16 protein-coding genes are annotated in these 17,149 nt (G+C 71.4%); 12 read left to right on the top strand and 4 right to left on the bottom strand.

Annotation, left to right across the window (positions count from 1 at the left end; all coding sequences use genetic code 11):
• Positions 1–7: 7 nt before the first annotated feature.
• Together ABTX18_RS04800 and ABTX18_RS04795 are read right to left on the bottom strand one after the other, a co-directional pair.
• A complete protein-coding gene (locus ABTX18_RS04800; RefSeq protein WP_352121312.1) occupies positions 8–787 on the bottom strand; it encodes a phosphatase in 780 nt (259 codons plus the stop codon).
• Positions 788–1,280: 493 nt separating this feature from the next.
• Positions 1,281–1,904, bottom strand: a complete 624-nt coding sequence (locus tag ABTX18_RS04795) for an SACE_7040 family transcriptional regulator (RefSeq protein WP_352121311.1) — start codon at positions 1,902–1,904, stop codon at positions 1,281–1,283.
• A 98-nt stretch (positions 1,905–2,002) separates the two neighbouring features.
• On the opposite strand from ABTX18_RS04795, the gene ABTX18_RS04790 reads away from it, so the two are divergent.
• The 6 genes from ABTX18_RS04790 (at position 2,003) to ABTX18_RS04765 (ending at position 8,691) form a co-directional block, all read left to right on the top strand.
• Positions 2,003–3,610: a carboxyl transferase domain-containing protein gene (locus tag ABTX18_RS04790; protein ID WP_352121310.1), complete on the top strand. Its 1,608-nt coding sequence runs from the start codon at positions 2,003–2,005 to the stop codon at positions 3,608–3,610.
• Positions 3,611–3,617: 7 nt separating this feature from the next.
• The gene (locus ABTX18_RS04785) at positions 3,618–5,702 is read left to right on the top strand and encodes an ATP-binding protein (protein WP_352121309.1); all 2,085 of its coding nucleotides are present in this window, start codon (positions 3,618–3,620) and stop codon (positions 5,700–5,702) included.
• A 20-nt stretch (positions 5,703–5,722) separates the two neighbouring features.
• On the top strand, positions 5,723–6,670 hold the full coding sequence (locus ABTX18_RS04780; RefSeq protein ID WP_503061107.1) for a hydroxymethylglutaryl-CoA lyase: 948 nt from the start codon (positions 5,723–5,725) through the stop codon (positions 6,668–6,670).
• A 10-nt stretch (positions 6,671–6,680) separates the two neighbouring features.
• Positions 6,681–7,847 (top strand): acyl-CoA dehydrogenase family protein, encoded by a 1,167-nt coding sequence (locus tag ABTX18_RS04775; protein ID WP_352121307.1) that lies wholly within the window; start codon positions 6,681–6,683, stop codon positions 7,845–7,847.
• 203 nt (positions 7,848–8,050) lie between these two features.
• Positions 8,051–8,269, top strand: coding sequence for a type II toxin-antitoxin system VapB family antitoxin (locus ABTX18_RS04770; RefSeq protein ID WP_352121306.1), 219 nt, complete (start codon positions 8,051–8,053; stop codon positions 8,267–8,269).
• Positions 8,266–8,691: a PIN domain-containing protein gene (locus tag ABTX18_RS04765; protein ID WP_352121305.1), complete on the top strand. Its 426-nt coding sequence runs from the start codon at positions 8,266–8,268 to the stop codon at positions 8,689–8,691. Before ABTX18_RS04770 ends, ABTX18_RS04765 begins: the two co-directional genes overlap by 4 nt.
• 95 nt (positions 8,692–8,786) lie before the next feature.
• On the opposite strand, the gene ABTX18_RS04760 is transcribed toward ABTX18_RS04765, so the two are convergent.
• Positions 8,787–9,656, bottom strand: coding sequence for a helix-turn-helix transcriptional regulator (locus ABTX18_RS04760; protein ID WP_352121304.1), 870 nt, complete (start codon positions 9,654–9,656; stop codon positions 8,787–8,789).
• Positions 9,657–9,819: 163 nt separating this feature from the next.
• On the opposite strand from ABTX18_RS04760, the gene ABTX18_RS04755 reads away from it, so the two are divergent.
• The 4 genes from ABTX18_RS04755 to ABTX18_RS04740 all read left to right on the top strand — a co-directional run bounded on the left by ABTX18_RS04755 (position 9,820) and on the right by ABTX18_RS04740 (position 12,630).
• On the top strand, positions 9,820–10,032 hold the full coding sequence (locus ABTX18_RS04755; RefSeq protein ID WP_352121303.1) for a 4-oxalocrotonate tautomerase family protein: 213 nt from the start codon (positions 9,820–9,822) through the stop codon (positions 10,030–10,032).
• Between the two features lie 225 nt (positions 10,033–10,257).
• Entirely contained in the window at positions 10,258–10,617 is a 360-nt protein-coding gene (locus ABTX18_RS04750; protein WP_352121302.1) for a hypothetical protein, read from the top strand.
• A 109-nt stretch (positions 10,618–10,726) separates the two neighbouring features.
• Entirely contained in the window at positions 10,727–11,758 is a 1,032-nt protein-coding gene (locus tag ABTX18_RS04745) for an ABC transporter substrate-binding protein (RefSeq protein WP_352121301.1), read from the top strand.
• A 2-nt stretch (positions 11,759–11,760) separates the two neighbouring features.
• Positions 11,761–12,630 (top strand): siderophore-interacting protein, encoded by an 870-nt coding sequence (locus ABTX18_RS04740; RefSeq protein WP_352121300.1) that lies wholly within the window; start codon positions 11,761–11,763, stop codon positions 12,628–12,630.
• Positions 12,631–12,836: 206 nt separating this feature from the next.
• Here the strand turns inward: ABTX18_RS04740 and ABTX18_RS04735 are convergent, their stop codons facing one another.
• The gene (locus ABTX18_RS04735) at positions 12,837–14,498 is read right to left on the bottom strand and encodes a beta-N-acetylhexosaminidase (RefSeq protein WP_352121299.1); all 1,662 of its coding nucleotides are present in this window, start codon (positions 14,496–14,498) and stop codon (positions 12,837–12,839) included.
• Between the two features lie 327 nt (positions 14,499–14,825).
• Between ABTX18_RS04735 and ABTX18_RS04730 the strand changes: the two genes are divergently transcribed.
• Positions 14,826–15,101 carry a hypothetical protein gene (locus ABTX18_RS04730; RefSeq protein ID WP_136325395.1) on the top strand — a complete coding sequence of 92 codons (276 nt, stop codon included), beginning with the start codon at positions 14,826–14,828 and terminating at the stop codon, positions 15,099–15,101.
• 115 nt (positions 15,102–15,216) lie between these two features.
• Entirely contained in the window at positions 15,217–17,046 is a 1,830-nt protein-coding gene (gene glmS / locus ABTX18_RS04725) for a glutamine--fructose-6-phosphate transaminase (isomerizing) (protein WP_352121298.1), read from the top strand.
• Positions 17,047–17,149 lie beyond the last annotated feature (103 nt).

Below are 17,149 nucleotides of genomic sequence, written 5' to 3'. Positions count from 1 at the left end.
CTCCCGGTCAGAGCAGCCCGGCCGCGTCCAGCAGGTAGTCGGTCATGGGGTCGTAGAACCGCGGGTCCAGCACGTGGTCGTCCATCGGGATGGCCACCTGGAGGGTGCCCTCGGACTCACCCAGGAAGAGTGCGGGGTCGTTGCAGTCCGCGTAGCCGATGGCGTCCAGGCCGCGCTGCGCCGCGCATCCGGCCCAGCCGTGGTCGGCGACGACCAGGTCGGGCAGGGGGCGCCCCTCCCGCTCCAGGCCGTCCAGGATCGCGGCCATCGGGGCCGGGGAGTGGGTGTGCCAGAGGGTCGCGCCGCGCTCCTGCACGGCGACGTCGGCGAACTGGAAGACCATGCCCTCGTCGGCCGTGAGCCCGCCCGGGATCCGCATGATCTCGCAGCCGGCCGTCCGCAGCGCGGCCGCGGTCTGCCGGTGGACGTCCAGGAGTCCCCCCGGGTGGCCGGTGGCGAAGAGGACCCGCTCGCTCGCGTCGGCGGCCTTGCGCAGCCGGGCCGCGGCGCGGTCCAGGGCGGCGACGGTCAGCTCGGGGTCGATGGTGTCCTGGCCGAACCGGTGCTCCGGGTCGTCGCTGACGCCGCATCGCTCGGCCATGACCGCCAGGACGTCCTGCTCGTCGCGCCACCGGTCGCCCAGTTCGAGTCCCAGCCAGAAGTGGCGATCGCCGTTGGCGAGCTTGCGGTAGTGGGAGAGGTTGTTGTCGCGCGGGGTCGCGACGTCTCCGGCTATGCGCGTACGGACGAGGTGGTCGACGAGGGCGGCGCGGCTGGGTATCGGCATGAACCCATTGTGCCGTGGGGTGTGCGCGGTGTGCCGGTCGTATGACGGCATGGGACCAGCGGTACGGCCGTTGACGCCAAGTGCTCTTCTGCCAGGGCACGTTACTGACCGGCGGACGCGGGCACGAGGGTGGGCGCCGGTCCCCGCTTCCACACGCGGCCGACGGGCAACGGCACTTCGATCGGTCCGGTGACGGCACCGCGAAGGGCTCGTATACCGTCACGAATCCGGCCTGGTGACACCGCGCGACTCCTGACCCCGCGCGCCGCGGAGCCGAACGAGCGGACCCGGACCCGTCCGGGTCGCGGCCGGTCCCGCGCCGGTCCTCGTCGTCATCGAGCCCGGCCCCGTCCGGGTCGCGCAGCGGGCGAAGTCCCTCGCGCGGACGCGGACGCGGTGAAGCCGGAGCGGCCCGGGACGTTCACGTTCTTGTGCCTGAGGGGCACAGCTCACGGTGTCGTGCCGGGAGACGCCGGCCCGTGACGGCGGGCGCTCAGCCCGCTTCCCGCTCCCCCGCCGCGGCGAAGGCCCCGCGCGCCAGCCGGTGCAGCAGTGCCGCCGTGTCGGTACGGCCGGGCAGCGCACCGGGGCGGCCCAGGTGCGGGGTGGAGTTCAGCAGGCCGAAGACGGCGTGGACCGTCGCGCGGGCCTCGTGCTCGGGGAGTGCCGGGTGGACGTCGCGGACGACGGCGACCCACACCTCGACGTACTCGCGCTGGAGCCGGCGCACCCGCTTGCGGTCGGTGTCCCGCAGGCGGTCCAGCTCACGGTCGTGCAGGGTGATCAGGGGGCGGTCGTCGAGGGCGAAATCGATGTGGCCCTCGATGAGCGCGTCCAGGAGCGCTTCGGGTGACTTGTCGCCGGCGGCGTCCTCGGAGACCCGCCGCTGTCCGCCGGCCAGCAGCCGCTCGCTGATGCCGACGAGCAGTTCGGCGAGCATCGCGTCCTTGCCGGGGAAGTGCCGGTAGAGGCCGGGGCCGCTGATACCGACGGCGGCGCCTATCTCGTCGACGCCGACGCCGTGGAAGCCGCGCTCGGCGAAGAGGCGGGCGGCCTCCTTGAGGATCTGCTCGCGCCGGGTGGGCGCCGCGACGCGGGCGGCGGCATGGGTGCTCATGTTGAGTCATTCTAGACAGGTGGGTTAGCGGTCGTTAACCTGTGGAGGCAAGGTTAACGCTCATTAACGCAGCGGTACGGGCAAGGGGGCTCGACAGGATGCAGCAGGCACCGGTGCTGGCGAGCGCGGCCGATCCCGCCTCGGAGGCCTGGCAGGCCAACGAGGCGGCGCATCACGCGCTCACCGACGAGCTGCGCAAGCGGCTCGCCACGGCCAGGCTCGGCGGGGGTGAGAAGGCCCGCGCCCGGCATGTGGCGCGCGGCAAGCTGCTGCCCCGGGAGCGGGTGGACACCCTGCTCGACGCGGGCTCGCCGTTCCTGGAGCTGGCCCCGCTGGCGGCCGAGGGGCTGTACGGGGGCGCGGCGCCGGCCGCCGGGGTGATCGCCGGAATCGGCCGGGTCAGCGGCCGGGAGTGCGTGATCGTCGCCAATGACGCGACCGTCAAGGGCGGCACGTACTACCCGATGACCGTGAAGAAGCACCTGCGGGCCCAGGAGGTGGCGCTGGAGAACCGGCTGCCGTGCCTGTACCTGGTGGACTCGGGCGGTGCCTTCCTGCCGATGCAGGACGAGGTGTTCCCGGACCGCGAGCACTTCGGGCGGATCTTCTACAACCAGGCCCGGATGTCCGGCGCCGGGATTCCGCAGATCGCGGCGGTGCTGGGGTCGTGCACGGCCGGTGGGGCGTACGTCCCCGCGATGAGCGACGAGGCCGTGATCGTCCGCAACCAGGGGACGATCTTCCTGGGCGGGCCGCCGCTGGTGAAGGCCGCGACCGGTGAGGTCGTGACCGCCGAGGAGCTGGGCGGCGGCGAGGTCCACTCCCGTACGTCGGGGGTCACCGACCATCTCGCGGAGGACGACGCGCACGCGCTGCGGATCGTGCGGAACATCGTGGCCACGCTGCCGGACCGGGGCGCGCTGCCGTGGTCCGTGACGGCGGTCGAAGAGCCGAAGGTGGATCCCGCCGGTCTGTACGGGGCGGTCCCGGTCGACTCCCGTACCCCGTACGACGTACGGGAGGTGATCGCCCGGGTCGTCGACGGCTCGCGGTTCGCCGAGTTCAAGGCGGAGTACGGGACGACGCTGATCACCGGTTTCGCGCACATCCACGGCCACCCGGTCGGGATCGTCGCGAACAACGGCATCCTGTTCTCCGAGTCCGCCCAGAAGGGCGCGCACTTCATCGAGCTGTGCGACCAGCGCGGCATCCCGCTGGTCTTCCTGCAGAACATCTCGGGCTTCATGGTCGGCCGCGACTACGAGGCCGGCGGCATCGCCAAGCACGGCGCCAAGATGGTCACCGCCGTCGCCTGCACCCGCGTCCCGAAGCTGACCGTGGTGGTCGGCGGGTCGTACGGGGCGGGCAACTACTCCATGTGCGGCCGGGCCTACAGCCCCCGCTTCCTGTGGATGTGGCCCAACGCGAAGATCTCCGTCATGGGCGGCGAGCAGGCCGCCTCCGTCCTCGCCACGGTCAAGCGCGACCAGCTGGGCGACGACTGGAGCGCGGAGGACGAGGAGTCGTTCAAGGCCCCGATCCGCGAGCAGTACGAGACCCAGGGCAACGCGTACTACGCCACCGCCCGGCTCTGGGACGACGGCGTGATCGACCCGATGGAGACCCGGCAGGTGCTGGGGCTCGCCCTGACCGCGTGCGCCAACGCTCCCCTGAACGATGCCGGCTTCGGCGTCTTCCGGATGTGAGGAACAGATGACGATGTTCGACACGGTGCTCGTCGCCAACCGCGGCGAGATCGCGGTCCGGGTCATCCGGACCCTGCGCGAGCTGGGCGTGCGCTCGGTCGCCGTCTTCAGCGACGCGGACGCGGACGCCCGGCACGTGCGGGAGGCCGATACGGCGGTACGGATCGGACCCGCACCGGCCTCGATGAGCTATCTGAGCGTGGACCGGCTGCTGGAGGCCGCCCGCCGCACCGGCGCGCAGGCCGTCCACCCCGGCTACGGCTTCCTCGCCGAGAACGCCGGCTTCGCGCGGGCCTGCGCGGAGGCGGGGCTGGCCTTCATCGGGCCGCCCGCCGCCGCGATCTCGCTGATGGGCGACAAGATCCGCGCCAAGGAGACCGTCTCCGCTGCCGGTGTCCCGGTGGTACCCGGCTCCTCGGGCAGCGAGCTGACCGACGGGCAGCTCGCGGACGCCGCCCACGAGATCGGCATGCCTGTGCTGCTGAAGCCCTCGGCGGGCGGCGGCGGCAAGGGCATGCGGCTCGTGCGCGACGCAGCGCTCCTCGCGGACGAGATCGCCGCCGCCCGGCGCGAGGCGCGCGCCTCGTTCGGCGACGACACGCTGCTCGTCGAGCGGTGGATCGACCGGCCGCGCCACATCGAGATCCAGGTGCTGGCGGACGCGCACGGCAACGTGGTGCACCTCGGCGAGCGCGAGTGCTCGCTCCAGCGCCGCCACCAGAAGATCATCGAGGAGGCGCCGTCCGTCCTGCTCGACGAGAAGACGCGCGCGGCGATGGGCGAGGCGGCCGTCCAGGCGGCCCGCTCCTGCGGGTATGTCGGCGCGGGCACGGTGGAGTTCATCGTCCCGGGCAACGACCCGGCGTCGTACTACTTCATGGAGATGAACACCCGCCTTCAGGTCGAGCACCCGGTGACGGAGCTGATCACCGGCCTCGACCTGGTGGAGTGGCAGTTGCGCGTCGCATCCGGCGAGCAACTCCCGTACGCACAACGAGACATCACTCTCACCGGGCACGCGATCGAGGCCCGGGTCTGCGCCGAGGACCCGGCCCGCGGCTTCCTGCCCTCGGGTGGCACCGTGCTGGCCCTGCGCGAGCCGCAGGGCGGCGGGGTGCGGACGGACTCCGGACTCGCCGAGGGCGGCGAGGTCGGCAGCCTGTACGACCCGATGCTGTCGAAGGTGATCGCGTACGGCCCCGACCGGGCGACGGCGCTGCGCCGGCTGCGGGCGGCCCTCGCGGACACGGTGGTCCTCGGCGTCCCGACCAACGCGGGCTTCCTGCGCCGGCTGCTCGGCCACCCGGCCGTGGTGGCGGGCGACCTGGACACCGGCCTGGTGGAGCGCGAGGTGGACGCGCTGGTCCCGGACGGCGTGCCGGAGGAGGTGTACGCGGCGGCGGCGCTGCTGCGGCAGCACTCCCCCGGGCCGGCCCGAGCGGACGTCTGGTCCGACCCGTTCTCGGCCGGTGACGGCTGGCGGCTCGGCGGCACCCCGGCGCGGACGGTGCGGCACTTCCGGATCCCCGGCCACGACCCGGTGCAGGTGAGCCTGCGGCCGTGCGGCGGCGCGGGCATGGAGCTGACCTTCGGCCATATCGGCGAGGGAGTGCGGCCACCGGCCCCCGAATCGGGCGCCTGCGGCCCGCTGGGCCCACTGCCCGGCGGCGCGGAGACGGCCAGGACACTCACGGCGGACGGGGGCAGGATCACCCTCGAACTCGCCGGTGTCACGCACGCGTTCGCGTACGCCGCATCCCCGGAGGGCCACTGGCTCGGCCGGGACGGCGACACCTGGCACGTCCGGGACCACGACCCGGTGGAGGCGTCACTGTCCGGCGCCGCCCGCTCCGGTGCGGACACCCTCGCCGCGCCCATGCCCGGGACGGTCACCGTGGTGAAGGTGGCCGTCGGGGACGAGGTGGCTGCGGGGCAGAGCCTGCTCGTCGTGGAGGCGATGAAGATGGAGCACGTCATCTCCGCCCCGCACGCCGGCACCGTGACCGAACTCGACGTGACCGCCGGATCCACGGTGGCCATGGACCAGGTACTGGCCGTGGTCGTCCCCGTGGCCACAGGGGAGGAAGCATGACGACCGAGCGCACCCTGCCCATGACCGTCGCGGCACCGGATCTCCCCGCCCGGGTCCGTATCCACGAGGTCGGCGCCCGTGACGGGCTGCAGAACGAGAAGACGGTCGTGCCGGTCGAGGTGAAGGCGGAGTTCATCCGCCGGCTCGCGGTCGCCGGGCTGACCACGATCGAGGCGACGAGCTTCGTCCACCCCAAGTGGGTGCCCCAACTCGCCGACGCGGAGCAGCTGTTCCCGATGCTCGGCGACATAGGGGACGTGGGGGACGTGGCGCTGCCGGTCCTCGTGCCGAACGAGCGGGGGCTGGACCGGGCGCTGGCGCTCGGGGCGCGCCGGATCGCCGTGTTCGGTTCGGCGACGGAGACGTTCGCCGCCCGCAACCTCAACCGCACGATCGACGAGTCGCTCGCCATGTTCGCGCCCGTCGTGGCCCGCGCCAAGGCGGAGAACGTACACGTGCGCGGCTACCTGTCGATGTGCTTCGGCGACCCGTGGGAAGGGCCCGTCCCGGTCCCCCAGGTCGTCCGGGTCGCCAGGGCGCTGCTGGACCTCGGCTGCGACGAGCTCTCGCTCGGCGACACGATCGGGGTCGCGACGCCCGGCCACGTACAGGCCCTGCTGTCCGGACTGAACGAAGCAGGCGTGCCCACCGACACGATCGGGGTGCACTTCCACGACACGTACGGGCAGGCCCTGTCCAACACCCTGGCCGCGCTCCAGCACGGCGTCACCACCGTGGACGCCTCGGCGGGCGGCCTCGGCGGCTGCCCGTACGCGAAGAGCGCGACCGGCAATCTCGCCACCGAGGATCTCGTGTGGATGCTCGACGGCCTCGGCATCGAAACCGGGGTCGACCTCGACGAGCTCATCGCCACGAGCGTGTGGCTCGCCGGACACCTGGGCCGACCCAGCCCGTCCCGTACCGTCCGCGCGCTCTCGGTGCAGCAAGCACAGTCCCACAAGGAGTAGTGATTCCCCCATGTCCCTGGACCACCGGCTGACCGCCGAGCACGAGGAACTGCGACGCACCGTCGAGGAGTTCGCCCACGACGTGGTCGCTCCGAAGATCGGCGACTTCTACGAGCGCCATGAGTTCCCGTACGAGATCGTGCGCGAGATGGGGCGGATGGGCCTGTTCGGGCTGCCGTTCCCGGAGGAGTACGGCGGGATGGGCGGCGACTACCTCGCCCTCGGCATCGCCCTGGAGGAGCTGGCCCGGGTCGACTCCTCGGTGGCGATCACCCTGGAGGCGGGCGTCTCGCTCGGCGCGATGCCGGTGTTCCGCTTCGGCACGGAGGAGCAGAAGCAGCGGTGGCTGCCGAGGCTCTGCTCGGGCGAGGCGCTCGGCGCGTTCGGCCTGACGGAGCCGGACGCCGGCTCGGACGCGGGCGGCACCCGCACGACGGCCGTGCGCGACGAGGCGGCGGGCGAGTGGGTGATCAACGGATCCAAGTGCTTCATCACCAACTCGGGGACGGACATCACGGAGTTGGTGACGGTCACCGCCGTGACCGGCCGCAAGGAGAACGGCGCCCCGCGCATCTCGTCGATCATCGTCCCGTCCGGCACCCCCGGCTTCACGGTCGCCGCCCCGTACTCCAAGGTCGGCTGGAACGCCTCGGACACCCGCGAGCTCTCCTTCGCCGACGTACGCGTCCCGCTGGAGAACCTGCTGGGCGAGGAGGGCCGCGGCTACGCGCAGTTCCTGCGGATCCTGGACGAGGGCCGGATCGCCATCTCGGCGCTCTCCACGGGCCTGGCGCAGGGCTGTGTGGACGAGTCGGTGAAGTACGCCGCCGAGCGGCACGCCTTCGGAAAGCCGATCGGCGCCAACCAGGCGATCCAGTTCAAGATCGCGGACATGGAGACGCGGGCCCACATGGCCCGCATCGGCTGGCGGGACGCGGCCTCGCGGCTGCTGGCGGGCGAGCCCTTCAAGAAGGAGGCGGCGATCGCCAAGCTGTACTCCTCGACGGTCGCGGTGGACAACGCCCGCGAGGCGACGCAGATCCACGGCGGCTACGGCTTCATGAACGAGTACCCGGTGGCGCGGATGTGGCGCGACTCGAAGATCCTGGAGATCGGCGAGGGCACGAGCGAGGTGCAGCGGATGCTGATCGCCCGGGAACTGGGCATGCAGGCCTGACAGTGGGGCCGGGCGACTGCCCGCCCGCCGAGCGCGGCCGGGCAGTGCGCCGACGCGGCGGTCTCCGACGCGGCGGTCTCCGGCGCGATGAGTGACCACCCTCGTACGCTCTGGCGCATGGCGGCGGCTCGTCCCTGTACCGGCGGGGCGCGACGCGATATATGCTGAGCCAACGTATATATCGAACAATGCCAGGAGGCCTCGTGTCCAAGACCCTCGTGGACGTCGATGATCAGATGCTTGCCTTCGCCCAGCAGCAGCTCGGCACCTCCACCAAGCGGGAGACGATCAATCGCGCGCTGACGATAGCGGCGGCGATCAGCGCGGACGACCGCGGGCGCGCACTGCGGTGGCTGCAGGACAACGCGGATCAGTTCCTGGACTTCGACGTTCTCGAGGAACGGGAGCGGTCCGGCCTGTGACGTACCTTGCCGACACCTCGGCGGTCTGGCGTCTGCTCCGCAAGCAGGTCGGGGACCCATGGCCGCAGCGCGTTTCCCAGGGGCTGGTCTCCCTGTGCCCGCCCGTCGAGGCCGAACTCATGCCGGCGCTTCGGGCGGACCGCGATCACGAGCCCTTCTTCACGATGCTCGGCCAGACCTTCGGCTGGGTGCCGGCCCTCGAAGACCCCTGGCCGAGGATCATCGGCGTCCAGCGCGAGCTGGGACGGATCGGCCACCACCGGGGCCCTTCACCCATCGATATCCTGATCGCCCTGACAGCACGACAGCACCGGCTCACCGTGCTCCACGTGGACGACGACTTCGGCTCCATCGCCAAGGTCTGCCCCGACATCGCGATGGTCCGGCTCCAGCCCCTCGACGGCCGACTCCCCGACGCATAACCCTCGCGGTGCACACCTGCACCCGGACCGGACGGAACATCGCGGAACTCGCCGCCCACAGCGGCCACTTCGACCACTACGCGGCGGATCCGCTGTCAGTGTGCCGGTCCGGCGACCTCCTGGGTGCCGAGGACGGCGAGCAGCTCCAGGAGCTGGGCGCTGTCCGTGCCGACCGCGGGGGTGAACCAGAGCAGCCGCTGCCGGCCGTCCTCGCTGAACAGGTTGAGGCAGTTGACCTCGATCAGGCCGAGTGCGGGGTGGTTGAGGCGTTTGCGGTCGTCGCGCCGGAATGCCACGTCGTGATCCGCCCAGAGGGCGGCGAATTCCGCGGAGGTGCCGAGCAGCGAGCTGATCATCGAGCCGGCTTCGGTGTCCTTGCCCTCTCGTCTGGCGGCGGCCGCCCGCAGGTCGGCGACGAAGGCCCGGGACTGGTGCGCATGGTCGGCTTCGGGATACAGCCGCCGGGCGTCGGGCTCGGTGAACCACCGGTGCACGAAGCTGGCCCGGGCGCCCCGGAGGCCGGAGTGGTCCCCGAGCAGAGCCACCGCCAGGGGATTCTGTACGAGGGTGACGTGCAGGTCCGTGATGACCTGTGCGGGCGTTGACGTCAGACGGGTGAGCAGGTCGAGCATGCCGGGGTGGACGTGGGAGGCCGGGCCGCCGTGCGCGGGCACCGGGCGGTCGGCCAGGTGGCAGAGGTAGTCGCGCTCGTCGGCGGTCAGGCGCAGGGCTCTCGCCAGCGCGGCGATCATCTGCTCGGAGGGCTGCGATCCGGCGCCGCGTTCGAGTTCGTTGTAGTAGTCCACCGATGCGCCGGCGAGCTGGGCGACCTCGTCGCGGCGCAGCCCGGGCACCCGGCGGCGCGGCCCGTGGGGAAGTCCCACGTCGGCCGGGCGGATGCGGGCACGCCGCGAACGCAGGAAGGCTCCCAGCTCGGCGTACTTCACAGAACCCATGCCTGCCATTCTGCGTCCGGCCGGTCCTGCGGACACAGGGGATGACATCCCCTGGTTCCGCCGGCCGGTGCCGCGCATCCTCGCTTCAGCCGGGAAACGACCCCAGGGGCCGCACATCCACGGACCTCTGACTCCGCTCCCGGAAGAACCCACTCAAGGAGACAAGACGCCCATGCCCTTCGCCAACTTCAAGGTCCCCGCGGGCACCCTCACCGCCGAGGACAAGAAGAAGATCGTCGAGCGCACCACCGACCTGTACGCCGAGATCTACGGTGAGCGGGCCCGCCCCACCACCGTCGTGCTGATCGACGAGGTCCCCGATGGCGGCTGGGGCGTCGCCGGCAACGTCCTGACCGCCGCCATGCTCAACGGCGACAACGCCTGACCTCCACCGGCTGCTCGGCCCGGCGCCACGGCGCCGGCCCTCAAGCGCCACGACGGCTGCCGGGCCGGTGGCCGCAGGCGGGACGCACGCTCGGACGCGCTGCATACTGAGCCGACGCATACATCAACTGCGCATCCGGGAGGCCCCCGTGTCCGGAATCCTCGTGGACGTCGACGTCCTCGAAACGGTGCGGCTCCGGCCCCTCGACGACGCAACCCCCGCGGCATGACCCTCCTGGTGCACACCTACGTCCGGGGCCGGAGCGGCAAGGACCACTTTCTGGAGGACCCCGAGCACGGGCTCACCCTCGCCGGGTTCGAGAGCAGCCGGACCAAGCTGTGGGGATCGCAGCCCGTGCGCGACCTCGGGGCCCGGTTCTTTCCGGAACTGGCCTCCGGCAATCTGACCGTGGAGCCGGAGGACGTCCCGGCCTTCCTCGCCGAGTGCGCGCTGCTGGGCGGGCACATCACGGAACTCGCCGCGCACAGCGGCTACTTCGAGCAGTACGTGGCGGACCGGCTGGCCAACATCGTGGCGGCCGCCGAGCGGGCCCTGGACGTGGACGGCGGCGTCATCGTCTGGTGACCGGGGCGGGCAGGGGTATCCGCAGGCTGGACAAGTCGTGAGGTTAGGCTAACCTTCCCTCGAACTTGTCACCGGCCGGTCTCCGGCTCGTACGAAAGCGGACTCCGTCATGCGCACTGCCCGAGTGTCCCGTCCCACCCGCCGCGGCCTGCTGGCCATGGGCGGTGCCGTCGGCCTGGGAGCCGTCCTCGCGGCCTGCGGTGACAGCGACTCGAAGGACTCCGGTTCCACCGGCTCCAAGAGCGCCGACGCCGGGCCGTGGAGCTTCAAGGACGACCGCGGGCAGACCGCCGAGGCCAAGTCCGTCCCCAAGAACATCGTCGCCTTCACCGGTGTCGCCGCCGCGCTCCACGACTACGGCGTGGAGGTCAAGGCCGTCTTCGGTCCGACGAAGACCAAGGACGGCAAGGCCGATGTGCAGGCCGGCGACCTCGACATCAGCAAGGTCGAGATCCTGGGCAACGTCTGGGGCGAGTTCAACGTCGAGAAGTACGCGGCCCTCGGCCCGGACCTGCTGGTCACCGCGATGTGGGAGAAGGACGCCCTCTGGTACGTGCCGGATGCGTCCAAGGACAAGATCCTGAAGCTCGCCCCCAGCGTCGCCCTGTGGGCCGCACAGACGACCGTTCCCAAGGCCATCCAGCGCCACGAGGACCTCGCCGCCTCGCTCGGCGCCGACGTGACGGCCAAGGCGGTCACCGATGCCAAGGCCCGCTTCGAGAAGGCCGCGGCCCGGCTGCGCGCCGCCGCGAAGTCCAAGCCGAACATCAAGGTGATGGTCGGCTCGGCCAGCCAGGACCTCTTCTACGTCTCGCTCGCCAAGACCTCCGCCGACACCCTGTACTTCCAGGAGCTGGGCGTGAAGTTCGTCGAGCCGAAGGTGAACGCGGCCGGCTTCTTCGAGGAGCTGAGCTGGGAGAACGTCGACAAGTACGACGCCGACATCATCATGATGGACAACCGGTCCTCGGCCCTGCAGCCCGCCGCCCTGACCTCCAAGCCGACCTGGGCCCAGCTGCCGGCCGTCAAGGCCGGCCAGGTCGTCCCGCGCACCACCGAGCCGATCTACAGCTACGACAAGTGCGCGCCGATCCTCGAAGACCTCGCGAAGGCCATCGAGGATGCCAAGAAGGTCGCCTGACCATGACGACCGCCGCCGCGCCCGATCTCGACCCCTTCCGGCTGTTCCGGCTGACCGTCCTGCGCACCAGGCGGCTGGGGCCGTCCATGCTCCGGATCACGTTCGGCGGCCCGGGGCTCGACGGGTTCGCCTCCGGGGGCCGCGATCAGAGCCTGTCGTTGTTCCTGCCGCACCCCGGCCAGCCGGAACCAGTCGTTCCGGTCGATAACGAGGGCAACTGGTTCGGCGCCTGGCGCGCACTTCCGGCCGATGTACGAGCCGTGCTGCGCTCGTACACGGTCCGGGCGCAGCGTCGCACCGCCGGCGGTTCGGCCACCGAGGTCGACATCGATTTCGCGCTCCACGAGGACGGCGGTCCGGCCTGCCGCTGGGCCGCCGCGGCCTCGCCCGGCGATGTCCTCAAGGCGCTCGGACCGGCCGTCGAGGACAACACGGCCGTCCGTTTCCGCCCGCCCGAGGACACCGACTGGGTGCTGCTCTGGGCCGACGAGACGGCGCTGCCCGCCGCGACGGCCGCCCTGGAGTGGCTGCCGGCCCGGCTGCGCGCCCGGGTCTGGCTGGAAGTCCCGTACACCGGGAACCGCATGACGGTCGACACCGCCGCCGACGCCCGGATCGACTGGCTGGTGCGGGAGGAGGCGGGCACCCCGGACGCCGTGGAGGCCGTGCGCGCGGCGGAACTGCCCGAGGGAACCCCGTACGTCTGGATCGCGGGCGAGGCGTCGACGGTGCGGGCGCTGCGCCGGCATCTGGTGCGCGAACGCGGCATCGACCGCAAGCGGGTGACGTTCGTGGGTTACTGGCGCCGCGGCCTGAGCGAGGAACAACTCCGCGAGGAAGCGGAAGCCACCCCCACCCCGTCGGACGACTGAGACCTCGCCCCCGCACCCCGGCCTCGCCCGGCACCTCGATCCCGTTACCCGGCACCCCAAAGCCCGTCCGGCACCTCAAGCCCGTCCGGCGATTGAGGACATCTTTAACGGCCAGCCCGGCAATCAAGCCCGTCCGGCGATTGAGGACACCTTTAAAACGCCCGTCCCGGGGGCCGAGGGCTCACCCCCGCCCCCGGGACGGCAACTCACCCCGCCGCAGCCGGCTCCGCCGGCCACGGCACCTGGGGCGACCGGTAGTAGTCGATCCCCAGCGCGGTGAACCGCGGCCCGAGCGCCGCGAGGCGCACCTTGTACGTGTCCCAGTCGTGCGTCTCGGCCGGCGACCAGCCCAGCTCCGCTGCCCCGGGCAGCCGCGGGAAGGCCATCACGTCGATGTCGTCGCTGTCGGTCAGCGTCTCCGCCCAGATCGGCGCCTCGACCCCGAGCACCGCGTCCGCCGGGGTGTCGGCGAGGTAGGTCGCCGGGTCCCAGTCGTACGACCGCCGCACCTCGACGAGGCCGGCCCACTTGAGGCCCAGCACGGTCTGCTCGTCGTACTTCATGTCGAGGTAGACCCGGTCCGCCGGGGACAGCACCAGCTTGGTGCCCTTCTTCACCGCGTCCGCGACCTTCTGCCGGTCCGCGGCGCTCGTCTTGTCGTAGCCCCAGTACTGGGCGACCGCGCCCGCGACCGGTGCGGCCCCGGTGAGCTGGTGCCAGCCCATCACGGTCTTGCCGTACTTCCCGACGGTGGCCTGTGCCCGCTCCATGATCCTGGCGTAGTCCTCGTGGCTGGTGGAGTGCGCCTCGTCACCGCCGATGTGGATGTACCGGCCGGGTGTCAGCGCGGCCAGTTCACGGATGACGTCGTCGATGAACCGGTACGTGACGTCCTTGGCCGCGCACAGCGAGCTGAAGCCGACCTTGATGCCGGTGTAGAGCGGCGGCGCGACGCCGTCGCAGTTCAGTTCCGCGTACGAGGCGAGGGCGGCGTTGGTGTGGCCCGGCATGTCGATCTCCGGCACCAGTTCCAGGTGGCGGGAGGCCGCGTACCGGACGATCTCCTGGTACTGGCTCTTGGTGTAGTACCCGCCCGGCCCACCGCCGACCTCCGTGGAGCCGCCGTACGTGGCCAGCCGCGGCCAGGAGTCGACGGCGATGCGCCAGCCCTGGTCGTCGGAGAGGTGCAGGTGGAAGGTGTTCATCTTGTACAGCGCGATCTGGTCGATGTAGCGCTTGACCTCGCCGACCGAGAAGAAGTGCCGCGAGACGTCGAGCATCGCGCCCCGGTAGGCGTAGCGCGGCTTGTCGGTGATGCTGCCGCCCGCGACCTTCCACGGCCCCTTCCGGCGGCTGTCGCTCTCCACTTGGGCGGGCAGGAGCTGACGCAGCGTCTGGACGCCGTGGAAGAGCCCTGCGGGCTTGTGGGCGGTGATGGTGACGGAGCCTCGCCCGGAGGTGAGCGTGTAGCCCTCGTCGCCCAGTCCGCCGTCGTCCGGGCCGAGCCGGAGCCGGATGCCGTCGGGGCCGGCCCGGCCGGTGACCGGCAGGGAGTACCCGGTGGAGGGGCGCAGCACGCCCGCCAGGTACTCGCCGATCCCGCGGACCTCGCCCGACGAGCCGTCGACGCGGATCCTGGTGGCACTCGTGAGGGAGTACGGGGATCCGCCCGGTCTCACGAAGGCGGGGGCGGGCACGATCTGGTCCAGCGGCCGGGGCACCGACGCGGCGGCGTCACCGGCCACCGCGGACGCCGTGGGGACCGCGCAGGCGGTGGAGACGCCGGCTGCCGCGACGAGAAGCAGCGAGCCGAGAAGTCGGGGCAGAACACGGGGAAGAGCACGGTGCCGCGGCGTGTGCAGTGTCACAGCCGGATCCCTTTCTACTGGTTCACACCTGGATCTCCTGACCATTCGCACCGTCGCCATGCGTACCGCGCGCCTCACGGACGGTCAAGGTGTAGACCTCTTCCCGCATCGGCCGGGCCCGAACCTGGCCGACCGTCCGGGGCACCTGGCCGGATCCATCCCGTCACCCCCGGAGGCCGTCCGCGGAGGGCCGGCCGGGAGCCCGCGAGGCCGGCCGAAGGCTCCCGAATCACCCAGAACGGAAAAACGAACGCCACTCGCCCCCACTTCTGCCCGATATCGGGCAGGATTGTTGCGCCGGAGCCCCTTCCGCCGCAATATCGACGAGTGCTCGAACGCCGCTCGTCGTACGACGACCTCATTGACCACCTGGTGCGCAGCACCGCGCTCCCACGCGGTGAGGCGGCCCGGGTGATCCTCGATGTGCTGGCCTACTTCGACGAGACGACCGATGCCTTCGTCCGCCGCCGCCACCGCGAACTCCAGTCCGGCGGCCTGGTCAACACGGAGATCTTCGAACGGATCTCGGCCGAGCTGCCGCACCGGGCGGTCGCGCCGCCGGAACTCTCGCTCCGCCAGCTGCGCCGCATCGTCTACGGCTGAGACCGGCGGACCTTCGGGTCTTGAGGGCCTTCGGGTCTTGAGGCCTTCGGACCGCCGCCCGGCCGGGCACCACTTACTTGCTTGTACCTGTACGTCGATGGAGGGCAGAAACTCTATGTGCGGAATCGTCGGTTATATCGGAAAGCGTGATGTGGCCCCGCTGCTGCTGGAGGGTCTCCAGCGGCTGGAGTACCGGGGTTACGACTCCGCGGGCATCGTCATCACCGGCAAGCCGGCGGCCGGCAAGCCCGCCGCGCTGAAGATGGTCAAGGCCAAGGGCCGGGTCCGCGAGCTGGAGTCCCGGGTGCCCAAGCGCTTCACCGGTACCACCGGCATCGCCCACACCCGCTGGGCCACCCACGGCGCCCCGAGCGACGAGAACGCCCACCCGCACATGGACGCCGACAACAAGGTCGCCGTCGTCCACAACGGCATCATCGACAACGCCTCCGAGCTCCGCGCGAAGCTCGTCGCCGACGGCATCGTCTTCCTCTCCGAGACCGACACCGAGGTGCTGGTCCACCTGATCGCCCGCTCGCAGGCCGTCACCCTGGAGGAGAAGGTCCGCGAGGCGCTGAAGTCCGTCGAGGGCACGTACGGCGTCGCCGTCATGCACGCCGACTTCAACGACCGCATCGTCGTCGCCCGCAACGGCTCGCCGGTCGTGCTCGGCATCGGCGAGAAGGAGATGTTCGTCGCCTCCGACGTCGCGGCCCTGGTCGCGCACACCCGGCAGATCGTCACCCTGGACGACGGCGAGATGGCCACCCTCAAGGCCGACGACTTCCGTACGTACACGACCGAGGGCTCGACGACGACGGCCACGCCCACCACGGTGGAGTGGGAGGCCGAGTCGTACGACATGGGCGGCCACGACACGTACATGCACAAGGAGATCTCCGAGCAGGCCGACGCCGTGGACCGCGTGCTGCGCGGCCGCATCGACGACCGCTTCTCCACCGTGCACCTGGGCGGCCTCAACCTGGACGCCCGCGAGGCCCGCGGGGTCCGCCGCATCAAGATCCTGGGCTGCGGCACCTCGTACCACGCGGGCATGATCGGCGCCGGCCTCATCGAGGAGCTGGCCCGCATCCCCGCGGACGCCGAGCCCGCGTCCGAGTTCCGCTACCGCAACCCGGTCGTGGACCCCGACACCCTGTACGTCGCCGTCTCCCAGTCCGGTGAGACGTACGACGTGCTGGCCGCCGTCCAGGAGCTCAAGCGCAAGGGCGCCCGGGTCCTCGGCGTCGTGAACGTCGTCGGCTCGGCGATCGCCCGCGAGGCCGACGGCGGCATGTACGTCCACGCGGGCCCCGAGGTCTGCGTCGTCTCCACCAAGTGCTTCACCAACACCGTGGTCGCCTTCGCGCTGCTCGCCCTGCACCTGGGCCGCATCCGCGACCTGTCGGTCGCCGACGGCAAGCGGATCATCGAGGGCCTGCGCAAGCTGCCCGAGCAGATCGGCCGGATCCTCGAGTCGGAGGACGAGATCAAGAAGCTGGCCGAGGAGTACGCGGGCGCGCAGTCGATGATGTTCATCGGCCGCGTCCGGGGCTACCCCGTCGCGCTGGAGGCCTCCCTGAAGCTCAAGGAGATCTCGTACATCCACGCCGAGGCCTACCCCGCCTCGGAGCTGAAGCACGGCCCGCTCGCGCTCATCGAGCCGGCGCTCCCCACGGTCGCGATCGTCCCGGACGACGACCTGCTGGAGAAGAACCGTGCGGCCCTGGAGGAGATCAAGGCCCGCAGCGGCCGCATCCTCGCCGTGGCCCACCGCGAGCAGGAGAAGGCCGACCACACGATTCTCGTCCCGAAGAACGAGAACGAGCTGGACCCGATCCTGATGGGCATCCCGCTGCAGCTGCTCGCCTACCACACGGCGCTGGCCATGGGCCGGGACATCGACAAGCCGCGCAACCTGGCGAAGTCCGTCACGGTGGAGTAGTCACGCCTCACACACGCCGAGAGCGGCCCCGCACCCACGTCCGCCGTAGGTGCGGGGCCGCTCTCCCGTGCGGGCCGGTGCCGCCCCCGGACCGGCCCGGGCC

The organism is Streptomyces sp. NPDC096323 (assembly GCF_040302845.1).
GTDB lineage: Bacteria > Actinomycetota > Actinomycetes > Streptomycetales > Streptomycetaceae > Streptomyces.
This window is presented reverse-complemented; position numbering and strand designations above follow the sequence as displayed.

Coding starts and splice junctions, on each gene's coding strand:
- ABTX18_RS04790 (WP_352121310.1), top strand. CDS start 2,003: ATGCAGCAGGCACCGGTGCTGGCGAGCGCGGCCGATCCCGCCTCGGAG.
- ABTX18_RS04750 (WP_352121302.1), top strand. CDS start 10,258: ATGACCCTCCTGGTGCACACCTACGTCCGGGGCCGGAGCGGCAAGGAC.
- ABTX18_RS04795 (WP_352121311.1), bottom strand. CDS start 1,904: ATGAGCACCCATGCCGCCGCCCGCGTCGCGGCGCCCACCCGGCGCGAG.
- ABTX18_RS04745 (WP_352121301.1), top strand. CDS start 10,727: ATGCGCACTGCCCGAGTGTCCCGTCCCACCCGCCGCGGCCTGCTGGCC.
- ABTX18_RS04780 (WP_503061107.1), top strand. CDS start 5,723: ATGACCGTCGCGGCACCGGATCTCCCCGCCCGGGTCCGTATCCACGAG.
- glmS (WP_352121298.1), top strand. CDS start 15,217: ATGTGCGGAATCGTCGGTTATATCGGAAAGCGTGATGTGGCCCCGCTG.
- ABTX18_RS04775 (WP_352121307.1), top strand. CDS start 6,681: ATGTCCCTGGACCACCGGCTGACCGCCGAGCACGAGGAACTGCGACGC.
- ABTX18_RS04755 (WP_352121303.1), top strand. CDS start 9,820: ATGCCCTTCGCCAACTTCAAGGTCCCCGCGGGCACCCTCACCGCCGAG.
- ABTX18_RS04760 (WP_352121304.1), bottom strand. CDS start 9,656: ATGGCAGGCATGGGTTCTGTGAAGTACGCCGAGCTGGGAGCCTTCCTG.
- ABTX18_RS04785 (WP_352121309.1), top strand. CDS start 3,618: ATGACGATGTTCGACACGGTGCTCGTCGCCAACCGCGGCGAGATCGCG.
- ABTX18_RS04800 (WP_352121312.1), bottom strand. CDS start 787: ATGCCGATACCCAGCCGCGCCGCCCTCGTCGACCACCTCGTCCGTACG.
- ABTX18_RS04740 (WP_352121300.1), top strand. CDS start 11,761: ATGACGACCGCCGCCGCGCCCGATCTCGACCCCTTCCGGCTGTTCCGG.